The organism is Streptomyces sp. URMC 124 (assembly GCF_051386455.1).
In the GTDB taxonomy this organism is placed as follows: domain Bacteria; phylum Actinomycetota; class Actinomycetes; order Streptomycetales; family Streptomycetaceae; genus Streptomyces.
This window is the reverse complement of the sequence record NZ_JBPQTS010000205.1, coordinates 1-10436: the sequence shown is the minus strand read 5'-3', so window position 1 is coordinate 10436 and position 10436 is coordinate 1. Positions and strand designations below refer to the sequence as shown.

General features: G+C 74.5%; 8 protein-coding genes. 3 read left to right on the top strand and 5 right to left on the bottom strand.

Annotated features, from left to right (window positions below):
• Positions 1 to 28: 28 nt before the first annotated feature.
• The 3 genes from ACSNOG_RS29770 to ACSNOG_RS29760 all read left to right on the top strand — a co-directional run bounded on the left by ACSNOG_RS29770 (position 29) and on the right by ACSNOG_RS29760 (position 4510).
• A complete protein-coding gene (locus ACSNOG_RS29770) occupies positions 29 to 1615 on the top strand; it encodes an alpha/beta hydrolase (RefSeq protein WP_436755809.1) in 1587 nt (528 codons plus the stop codon).
• 137 nt (positions 1616 to 1752) lie between these two features.
• The gene (locus ACSNOG_RS29765) at positions 1753 to 2886 is read left to right on the top strand and encodes a hypothetical protein (RefSeq protein ID WP_436755808.1); all 1134 of its coding nucleotides are present in this window, start codon (positions 1753 to 1755) and stop codon (positions 2884 to 2886) included.
• Between the two features lie 52 nt (positions 2887 to 2938).
• Positions 2939 to 4510, top strand: a complete 1572-nt coding sequence (locus ACSNOG_RS29760; RefSeq protein ID WP_436755807.1) for an alpha/beta hydrolase — start codon at positions 2939 to 2941, stop codon at positions 4508 to 4510.
• 84 nt (positions 4511 to 4594) lie between these two features.
• Here the strand turns inward: ACSNOG_RS29760 and moeZ are convergent, their stop codons facing one another.
• The 5 genes from moeZ to ACSNOG_RS29735 form a co-directional block, all read right to left on the bottom strand.
• Complete coding sequence (moeZ, locus tag ACSNOG_RS29755) at positions 4595 to 5773, bottom strand: adenylyltransferase/sulfurtransferase MoeZ (protein ID WP_436755806.1); 1179 nt, start codon at positions 5771 to 5773, stop codon at positions 4595 to 4597.
• 87 nt (positions 5774 to 5860) lie between these two features.
• Entirely contained in the window at positions 5861 to 6643 is a 783-nt protein-coding gene (locus tag ACSNOG_RS29750) for a spherulation-specific family 4 protein (RefSeq protein WP_436755805.1), read from the bottom strand.
• Positions 6631 to 7545, bottom strand: coding sequence for an NAD-dependent epimerase/dehydratase family protein (locus ACSNOG_RS29745; RefSeq protein WP_190023110.1), 915 nt, complete (start codon positions 7543 to 7545; stop codon positions 6631 to 6633). The genes ACSNOG_RS29750 and ACSNOG_RS29745 overlap by 13 nt, the downstream gene beginning before the upstream one ends.
• Before the next feature lie 95 nt (positions 7546 to 7640).
• Positions 7641 to 8720 carry a hypothetical protein gene (locus ACSNOG_RS29740; protein ID WP_436755804.1) on the bottom strand — a complete coding sequence of 360 codons (1080 nt, stop codon included), beginning with the start codon at positions 8718 to 8720 and terminating at the stop codon, positions 7641 to 7643.
• On the bottom strand, positions 8717 to 10279 hold the full coding sequence (locus ACSNOG_RS29735; protein WP_436755803.1) for a DUF3492 domain-containing protein: 1563 nt from the start codon (positions 10277 to 10279) through the stop codon (positions 8717 to 8719). The genes ACSNOG_RS29740 and ACSNOG_RS29735 overlap by 4 nt, the downstream gene beginning before the upstream one ends.
• Positions 10280 to 10436 lie beyond the last annotated feature (157 nt).

The following is a 10436-nucleotide window of genomic DNA, read 5'->3' as shown; positions in this document are numbered from 1 at the left end:
CGCCCCGCCCCGCCCGGACGATGAGCAGGTGAGCAGATCCGCACGGGCAAGGCGCATACTCACCGCCGCACTCCTGGCGGTCACGGCGGCGGCCTGCACGGGCAACAGCGGCGGCAAAACCGGCAGCGACGGCGCCAGCAGCGCGCCCCCGAGCGAGGCGACCGGCACCCGGCAGGCGCAGGGCGCCCAGGGCGCCGCCCGCCAGAAGCCGTCCTGGAAGCCCTGCCCGCCGCCCACCACGGCACAGAGCGGCGGCGGGTCGTCGGGCGGAGCGCCCGGCCCGGACTGGGAGTGCGCGACTCTCCACGCGCCCCTCGACTACGCCAAGCCCCGAAGCAACGGCAACACCATCGACATCGCCCTGATCAGGGCGAAGGCCACGGACCAGGCCCACCGCATCGGCTCCCTGATCTTCAACTTCGGCGGCCCCGGCGGCTCCGGCGTCACCACGCTCCCGGCCTTCGCAGCGGACTACGAGAACCTGCGCACCCGCTACGACCTGGTCAGCTTCGACCCGCGGGGCGTGGGCCGCAGCAGCGGTGTCACGTGCCTGGACGACGGGCAACTCGACGCGTACTACGCGGCGGACGCCACCCCGGCCGCTCCCCGGCAGCAAAAGGCCCTGGTGGACCGGGTGACGGCCTACGCCGCGGGCTGCGAGCGCAGGTCCGGCAAGGTGTTGCCGCACGTGGGCACGGAGAACGCCGCGCGCGACATGGACCTGATGCGCGAGGTCCTCGGCGACGCCAAGCTGCACTACTTCGGGGTGTCGTACGGGACGGAACTGGGCGGCGTCTATGCGCACTTGTTCCCGGACAAGGTGGGCCGGGCCCTCTTCGACGGCGTGGTGGATCCCGGCGCGGACCCCCTGCAGAGCGCTCTCGGCCAGGCCCAGGGGTTCCAGCTCGCGCTCACCAACTACCTGGACGCCTGCGCGCAGACGTCGGACAACTGCCCGACGGAGGAGCAGATCCGCGACCTCCTCCGCCGCCTGGGCGAGAAGCCGATCCCGGGGGCCGGCGGCCGCGAACTGACCCGCTCGCTGGCCACGAGCGGCATCGCCCAGTCCCTGTACTCGAAGGATTTCTGGGACTACCTGACCGAGGGCGTCGAGGATGCCGAGAACGGCGACGGGCGCCTGCTCCTCTCGCTCGGCGACGCGATGAACGGCCGCGGCCAGGACGGCCGTTACAGCACGCTGCAGTCGTCCCTCAACGCCATCACCTGCGCGGACTTCGCCCAGCGCTACACGGCGGCGGAGATCGAGCAGCGCGTGCCCGCCTTCCGCAAGGCGTCCCCGGTCTTCGGGGACTTCATGGCCTGGAGCCTGACCCAGTGCACGGGATGGCCGGTGAAGGGCGCGTGGCAGACGCCCGACGTGAGCGCGAAGGGCTCCGCGCCGATCCTCGTCGTGGGCAACACCGGCGACCCCGCGACTCCTTACGAGGGAGCGAAGCGGATGGCGCAGGAGCTGGGGCGGGGCGTGGCCGCCGTGCTGACGTTCCGCGGCGAGGGCCACGGCGCCTACGACAGCGGCAATGCCTGTGTCAAGGGGGCCGTCGACGCCTACCTGCTGAACGGTACGGTGCCGGAAACAGACAAGATCTGCTCATAGCACACATAGCACATATCACCGGTGGCGTGGGCCCAAGGCATGATCGATCCTGATTCGGGGTCGAATGTCAGTGGCTCGCACTACGATCGCCCGCACAGCAGTTCCGCGGACGACGAACGCAGTTCGGGGGGACGACAGTGCCGTACAAGACACCGTTCAGGGCGCCGTTCAGGCCGCCGTTCAAGGCGCCGTTCAAGGCGCCGCACACCACCGGCGACCAGGCCGACCGCCGCGCCCGGGCGCTCACCGGCGCCCTGGCCATCGCCGCGCTGGTGGCCGCCCTCGTCGCGCTCTGGCAGACGCAGTCCTCCCCGCTCGGCGACCGCTCGTACTGCTGGGGCGCCTGGCCCGAGGACGAGGCGCCGTTCCGCCGCGGTGATCGCGACCGCATCGCCGACGAGAGCGCACCCGTGCCCGGGCGCCCCACCGGTCACTGCTCGCTCCGCTGGCACGGCGGCCACGGCCTCGGCGCGTCCGAGCAGCGGATGGATCTCCGTCTGGGCACGGGGCCGCGCCTTCCGGACGAACGCCGCTCGTGGCTGGGCGAGTTATTCGGGGGCGGCGACGTCCCCCTCCCGGACGGCCTGCCGGGTTTCACCGCCGCTTCCGGCACGGGCGCCCTGGTGCTCCCGGAGAGCTGCGACGTGGACGGCCGCCCGTCGGTGGTGACGCTGAAGAGCGCCGCCGCCCTTCCCTCCGCCGTCCTGCGCGAGTTGCTGATCGAGGCCGCCAACAGGGCGACCAAGGCCACCAGTTGCACCACGCTCCCGCCCATCCGCCTCCGCCAGGAACAACAACCCACCACGCCCGCCCCGGACGCCGACCGAAACCCGTGCGGCACCCCAGCACCGGCCCCCTCCAAAAGGGCCCCCTCCAAAAGCGCCTCCGCCAAAGGCACCCCCACCCAAAACGCTCCCGCCAAGGACGCTCCCGCCCCCGCCCCGGCCACCGACTTCCACAGCTGCGTCATAGCCGGCGGCGCCGAGGGCTGGGCCGCCCGCTTCGTCACGACCGGCAGGCCGCGCCTGGTCGCCCTCTTCGACGGCCTGACCGGCGACCGCCCGCCGGCCCCCGGCTGGCGGGCGCACGGCAGCATCGACGCGGCCGGAGCCCTGGTCCGGGCCGACTGCGACGGCAGGCCCACGGTCTTCGCCATGCGCACCGGCCCCGGCCGCACCCACACCCCGCTGGACGACCCGCGCGAGGCCTTCCCCCGCTACGTGGACGCCGTGGCCGCGCAAATGGGTTGTGCGCCCCTGCGCGCCGGGTGACGCCTCCACGCGGCGGCTGTCCCGCGGCCTTCACCTCCGTAGAGTCGGTGGAATGAGTTCCCTACGGCCTCGGGCCACCATCCCTCGGGCCACCACCGCACTCCTCGGCGCAGGCGTCGCGCTCGTGACGGCCCTCGCCGCCACCGGCTGCGGCAGCAGCGACTCCTCGTCCGCCGGAGACGCCAAAGGCGCTGCCGGGGACGACCGCGCCGCGGACGTCCGGCTGCGCTGGACGGCGTGCTCCGCCCCCACCGCCGCGCAGGGCAGCGACGGCAAGGCCCCCGGCAAGGCGTGGGAGTGCGCGAAGCTCCCCGTGCCGCTCGACTACGAGAAGCCGGACGGCGAGAAGATCGAGCTCGCCCTGATCCGCACGAAGGCCAAGGACAAGGACAAGCGCCTGGGCTCGCTCGTCTTCAACTTCGGCGGCCCCGGCGGCTCCGGCGTGGCCACCCTGCCGGGCCTGGCCACCAGCTACGAGAAGCTGCGTGAGCGCTACGACCTGGTCAGTTTCGACCCGCGGGGCGTGGGCGAGAGCGCGGGCGTGCGCTGCCTGAGCGACAAGGAGACGGACGCGGCGGCCCAGGTCGACGGCACCCCGGACGACGCGGACGAGGAGCGCACCGCTCTCGCGGCGAACATGGCGTACGTGGACGCCTGCGCCAAGAACTCCGCCAAGGTCCTGCCCCACGTCGGCACGCTGAGCGCCGCCCGCGACATGGACCGGCTGCGGGCCGCTCTGGGCGACGACAAGCTCAACTACTTCGGCATCTCCTACGGCACGGAGCTCGGCGGCGTCTACGCCCACGCGTTCCCCAAGAACGTGGGGCGCGCCGTGCTCGACGCGGTGGTCGACCCGACGCAGGACCCCGTGCAGGGCAACCTCGGCCAGGCGAAGGGCTTCCAGCTCGCCCTGGCCAACTACCTCAAGGACTGCGCCGCCTCGTCCCGGGCGGCCCGCTGCCCCACCCAGGAGCGGATCGTCTCACTGCTCGAGAAGCTCGACGCGCAGCCGCTGCCGACGCGCCAGGGCCGCAAGCTGACCCAGGACGAGGCCGTCAACGGCATCGCGTCCGCGCTGTACTCGAAGGACACCTGGAAGTTCCTGACCCAGGGCCTGCAGGAAGCGATGAACAAGGGCACCGGCGACACCCTGCTGCTGCTCTACGACCTCCTCAGCGGCCGCGGCTCCGACGGCCGCTACAGCAACCTCGGGCCGGCCAACCGGGCGATCTCCTGCGCGGACGCCCGTCAGCGCTACACGGCCGACGACGTGAAGGCCCGCCTGGCGGAGTTCCGGGCCGCGTCCCCGGTCTTCGGGGAGTCCTCCGCCTGGTCGCTCCTGGGCTGCACGGGCTGGCCCGTCGAGGGCAAGTGGACGACGATCGACGTGAGCGCGGCGGGCTCCGCGCCGATCGTCGTCATCGGCAACACCGGCGACCCGGCGACGCCGTACGCGGGCGCGCACCGCATGGCGGAGGGGCTCGGCAAGGACGTGGCCGTGGAGGTCACGTACAAGGGCGAGGGGCACGGCGCCTACAACAGCGGGAACTCCTGCATGGTCCGCACCGTCGACGCGTACCTGCTGGACGGCAAGGCCCCGGCGCAGGGCACGACGTGCTCGTAGGAGTGAGGCCGTTCGTGAAGCGGTGAGGGGGGCCCCGCGGTCGCGGGGCCCCCCTCACCGGCACGGCGGAATCCGGAGCCGGGCTCAGTACACCGGCTTCTCGGGCTCCACCTGGTGCACCCACCCGATCACGCCGCCGCCCACGTGCACGGCGTCGGCGAAGCCCGCCGCCTTCAGCACGGCGAGGACTTCCGCGGACCGGACACCCGTCTTGCAGTGCAGGACGATCCGCTTGTCCTGCGGCAGGTCCTGCAGGGCCGTGCCCATCAGGAACTCGTTCTTCGGGATCAGCCGGGCGCCCGGGATCGAGACGATCTCGTACTCGTTCGGCTCGCGGACGTCGATGACGTCGATGTTCTCGCCGTCGTCGAGCCACTCCTTGAGCTGCTTGGGCGTGATCGTGGAGCCGGCGGCGGCCTCCTGGGCCTCCTCCGAGACGACGCCGCAGAACGCCTCGTAGTCGATGAGCTCCGTGACGGTCGGGTTCTCGCCGCAGACGGCGCACTCGGGGTCCTTGCGGACCTTGACCTGGCGGTAGGTCATCTCCAGGGCGTCGTAGATCATCAGGCGGCCGACCAGCGGCTCCCCGATGCCCGCGAGCAGCTTGATCGCCTCGTTGACCTGGATGGAGCCGATCGAGGCGCACAGCACGCCCAGCACGCCGCCCTCGGCGCAGGAGGGCACCATGCCCGGCGGCGGGGGCTCGGGGTACAGGCAGCGGTAGCAGGGGCCGTGTTCGCTCCAGAAGACGGACGCCTGGCCGTCGAAGCGGTAGATGGAGCCCCACACGTACGGCTTGTTCAGCAGCACGCAGGCGTCGTTGACGAGGTAGCGCGTGGCGAAGTTGTCCGTGCCGTCGACGATCAGGTCGTACTGGGAGAAGATCTCCATCACGTTGTCGGCCTCGAGGCGGCCCTCGTGCAGGACGACGTTCACGTACGGGTTGATGCCCTGCACCGAATCCCGCGCGGATTCGGCCTTCGGGCGGCCGATGTCGGCCTGGCTGTGGATGATCTGGCGCTGCAGGTTCGACTCGTCGACCTCGTCGAACTCCACGATGCCGAGCGTGCCGACGCCGGCGGCGGCCAGGTACATCAGCGCGGGGGAACCGAGACCGCCGGCACCCACGCAGAGCACCTTGGCGTTCTTCAGGCGCTTCTGCCCGTCCATTCCGACATCGGGGATGATCAGGTGGCGGGAGTACCGACGGACCTCGTCAACGGTGAGCTCGGCAGCCGGCTCGACCAGGGGTGGCAGCGACACGGGGTCTCCAGGAGAGGCGTCCCCGCTCGCGCGGGGAACATACAGGCGACGTTCGGTTCTTCCCCTGTAACCCTGCCACGCCCCGTCTCATTCCGAGACACCCGGTCCGATGCGCGAGACGATCTCGTCCCAGTAGCCGGGCATCACCTCCCAGGGGTCCGCTTCGTCCCGGTCCGTCCGGTCGGTGAAGTAGATCGTGCCGGCGCCCTGCCAGCGGGCCAGGCGCAGCGCCTCGTCGAGGTGGGCGCGGGGGACGCCGTGCACGAGGTGGCAGAAGCGGGCCGCCGGGAAGTCCGCGGTCCACTCGGCGACCTGCGACCAGCGGTAGGCCGACCAGGGGCCGTAGAACGTGACGAGCTGATCGGCGAGGTCGGCGTAGCCGGGCGAGGGGTGGGTGCCGTGGACGAGCACGACGTAGGCGCGGTCGAGGATCGTGCGCAGGGAGGCGACGGTGCGCCGGGTGCCGGGCAGGGCGGCGGGGTCCGCGGGGGTGGCGTCGAGGGCGAACCCGTCGGCCTTGTACCAGTTGAGGTAGCGCTGGGCCTCGGAGAGCACTTCGCCGAGGGGGCGCTCGCCGAAGCGGAGGTCCAGGTGACCGAGGACCCGGATGCCCGCCTCGCGCAGCCGGGCGGCGGCGGCGACGCGATACGGGTCCGGGCGGTCGCCGGGGCCTCCGGAGGCCGTCCCGCCCGGGGCGGCCATGGCGCCGCTGCCGAGGACGACCCACTCCACGGGGACGCCGGTGCGCAGGAGTTCGCCCCACTCGGCGGGGGCCATCAGGGGATGGGCGAAGCCCGGGACCCCGAAGCGCAGCGGGGCCTCGCGGGCAGCGCGGGACCGGCGCTGCCCGGGCGGGCTCAGATGCGACACGCGGCCTCCATCCAGATGTCGGCCAGGGACTCCTCCAGGCCGATGCGGGGGCGCCAGCCGAGCCGGTCGCGGGCGGTGCGCACGTCGGCCTGCTGCCAGCTGCCGCAGCCGTCGGGGTAGGGGTAGGCGGGCGGCGTGCCCAGGTGGGGGTCGTCCAGCTCGTGGAGGGAGCCGCCGTAGCCGGCGACGCGGGCGAGCGTGGCCGCGGCCTCGCGCAGCCGGACCGCGCGGCCGGTGCCGATGTTGACGGCGCCCTGGGCGGCGGAGAGGGAGGCGGCGTGCACGGCGCGGGCGACGTCGCGGACGTCGACGAAGTCCCGCTGCACGCCGAGGCCGCTGAGCTTGAGTTCGTTGTCGCCGTTCTGCATGGCGCGGCGCAGGGCGTCGGCCAGCCGGCCGAGCGGGGAGCCCGCGGGGGTGCCCGGGCCGACGGGCGAGAAGACGCGCAGGACGATGGCGTCGAGGCCGGAGCCGAGGACGAGTTCGGTGGCGGCGAGCTTGCTCACCCCGTACGGACCACCGGGGCGGGGGACGGCGTCCTCGGCGGTGGACGAGCCGGGCTGGGAGGGCCCGTACTCGGAGGAGCAGCCGAGCTGCACGAGGCGGGCGCCGCAGCCGCTGCGGCGCAGCGATTCGCAGACGGTGGCGACGGCGACGGTGTTGTGGCGCGTGAGGTCGCGGGCGCCGCCGCGGGTGGCGCCCGCGCAGTTGATCACGACGCCGGGGTGGACGGCGTTGAGGAAGCGGGTGAGCGCGCCGGGGCTGCCGGTGGCGAGGTCGAAGCGGACGTCCGCGTCGTCGCCGCGGCCGAGGGCGGTCAGCTGGACGGCGGGGTCGGCGAGCAGCCGGTCGGCCACGTAGCGGCCGAGGTAGCCGTTGGCACCGAGCAACAGAACCCTCATCGGTCGCGCCCTCGCTCTCGCCCGGCGGTGCGGATGGGGTGAACGGTCATCTTCCTTGCTCCTCTGAAGGGGGGTGTGCTGTGGGACGGATGCGGTCACCGGGCCCGGACGGGGTCCTCTCCCGGGTCGGCGGGGGCCGGGGCGAGCGCCCCGCGGCGGTGGGCGGAGGCCCGGGAGAGCGCGGTCAGGGCGTAGGCAAAAAGGGCGAGCGCGGGGAGCGCGCAGGCCACGAGGGGTATGACGGCGGGCCCGTAGGAACCGGCCGCCCAGGCGGCGGCGTGCGCGGCGGAGGGCGGCGCGGCGAACAGCCGCGCCCCGGGTGCCCCCGCCCCCATCGCCGCCGCGCCGAGCGCGGCCGCTTCCACGCCGCAGGCGGCCAGTACGGCGACGGCGGCGGCCCGCCCGGAGCCTCGCGCGGTGAGGAGCCGGGCCAGGAAGAGCAGCCCGCCGAGCGCGGTGACGGCGACGAGCTCGCCGGGCGGGGCGGGGGGCGCCCCCAGGGCTGCGCGCGCGGACCACAGGAGCGCGGCCAGGGCGGCCGTGAACGCTCCTACGGACGTGAGGAGCAGGGGCCAGGCGCGCGCCCGGAACTCGGCCCGGGAGCGGCTGGCGGCGAGGGCGTGGCGCATGCGCCCGGCGAACCACCGCGCGCACCACACGGCGGGGACGAGCGCGCACACGAGGGCGGCGGCGGCCGGGGCCGCGGCGCGCAGGGCGCCCGCCGGGACCGGGCCGCCCGCGTGGCCGGGGACACCGCCGGAAACACCGCCGGGGAGGTGGCCGGAGAGCAGCACGGCGAGGGCGGGGCCGCCGAGCAAGGCGTACGCGACGAGCCAGGCGCCGGCGAGCAGGCCGGCGAAGCGCCACGAGGCGCGCGGCGGGTGCACGAGCGCTGCCGGGCCGCAGGGTGCGCCGGGCGCGGGCCGGGCGGGCTCCTCGCGGTCGGCGCGGGCGTAGAGCTCGTCGGCGAGGGAGAAGACGTCGCGGTGACGGCACTCCGCCGCGGCGCGGTCCGTAAGGCCCCCGTCCTCCAGGACGGCGGCGATCTCCAAGGGGTCCACGGCGCGGGAGCACAGGCCGTGGTGGCGGTTCAGGAGGGCCTTCACCGGGTCGGTGCGGGGGGCGGCTATGCCGGCGGCGGCCGGTGCGCTGCCGTCCCTCAGGGGTGTGGTCATGGGCGCCCCGCCCAGGTCGGGGAGGACTGGCGGGACGCCAGGTCGATCGGGGCGCGGGCTTCCGCGGCGTGGGAGAAGGGGACGGAGGGGTCGGCGGCGCTCTCGCGGGCGGGGGCGCGGGAGATGAGTTCGAGGTAGAGGCCGTGGAAGTCCGTCACATGCCTTTCGGTGGTGAAGAGTTCGAGGGCGCGGGCGCGGGCCGCGGCGCCGAGCCTGGCTCTTCGGCCGGGGTCGTGCAGGAGCTCCAGGCAGCCCTCGGCGAGGGCCGCGGGGTCGCGCGGCGGGACGACCAGGCCCGTGCCGCCGATGACTTCGCGGACGGTGGCGCAGTCCGGTGCGACGGCGGCGCGCCCGCAGAGCATGGCCTCGACGAGCGGCCGCGGGAAGGTCTCCGCGCCGCCGGCGAGGACGACGACGGTGCCCGCGGCGTAGGTGTCGGGGGTCGCCTCGGGGGCGTAGGAGACGCCGAAGGCGGGCTGGACGCCGGGCAGCGGCGGCGCGGCGATCCGCAGGCGCACCTCCGGCTCGGCCTGGCGCAGGGCCGCGAGGGCCTCCCACAGGAAGGGGTCGGCGTTGCCGCCGGTCCACAGGACGGTCCGGCCGTCGTCCGTACCGTCGCCGGCCTCGGCCCGCTCCCCCGCGCCCTCGTACGGGGCGGGGTCGAGGCCGGGGTGGACGGTGCGCAGCCGCTCGGGGTCGGCGCCGCAGCGCTCCTGCCAGCGCCGCACCTGGGCGTCGCCGGGGGTGATGATGTCGGCGCGGGCGTAGATCTCGGCGGTCAGCTGCCGGTGGAAGGCCGACAGCAGGGTGCGCACGGGCAGGGAGAGGCCGGCGGCGCTGGCGGCGCTGTTGAGGTAGTAGGCGCGCAGGCGCACCTCGTACTCGGTGACGAGGAAGGGGGTGCCGAAGAAGCGTTTGGCCAGCAGTCCCGGCAGGGCGGCGGGGCCGGCGGTGGTGGCGTGGCACAGATCGACGCCGGCGAGCCCGCGGTCGGTGTCGGTGCCGTACCAGTCGAGGGACAGGGGCCGCAGGGCGCGCTCCAGGAGCGCGGTGACGGCGAGGAGGTCGGCGACGCGGATGCCGTAGGCCGCGGGGTGGGAGCCGGGGGTGCGGCAGGCGGTCTCCAGGATGCGCAGGGCCTGTTCGGAGCGGAGGGCGGAGCCGAGGCCCCCTGCGTCGCGGGCGAGGTCGGCGAGGCCGTGCAGGGCGTCGGCGAAACGGTACGCCTGGTCTTTGCGGTCGTCGGGGCCGGGCTCGACGGTGGCGGTGAGCGCCTCGGCCAGCCCCGCGAAGTAGGCGCCGAAGCGGCGTCGCTCCCGGCGCCCGTACGAGCGGTGCGCGCGCCCCACGGCCCCGGCCGGGTCGCCCCACAGGGGAGCGGTGCGCACGCGCCGGACGTGTTCGGGGAGATCGCACCAGCCGCCCGCGTCCTGCCGGGCGCGGCGGCTCAGGGCGCAGATCTCGAAGTCGTGCCCGGGCAGGCCCCGCACGAGCTGGTCGCACCACTGGCCACCCTCACCCGAGGCATACGGATACCCACCCTCCGTAAGGAGTCCCACGCGCACGCACGCACCCCCGTCTGTCCCTTGTGGTCGCCCTCTTGTGGATCGTGACCGCCGAACGGCAGCGGAAGCACGCTATGCGGGCTCGCCCGTGGGGGGGGGGGGGGGGGGGGGGGGGGGGGGGGGGGGGGGGGGGGGGGGGGGGGGGGGGGGG

Excerpts from the sequence above, each read along its gene's own strand:
- ACSNOG_RS29740 (WP_436755804.1), bottom strand. The coding sequence starts at position 8,720 with ATGACCACACCCCTGAGGGACGGCAGCGCACCGGCCGCCGCCGGCATA.
- ACSNOG_RS29760 (WP_436755807.1), top strand. The coding sequence starts at position 2,939 with ATGAGTTCCCTACGGCCTCGGGCCACCATCCCTCGGGCCACCACCGCA.
- ACSNOG_RS29745 (WP_190023110.1), bottom strand. The coding sequence starts at position 7,545 with ATGAGGGTTCTGTTGCTCGGTGCCAACGGCTACCTCGGCCGCTACGTG.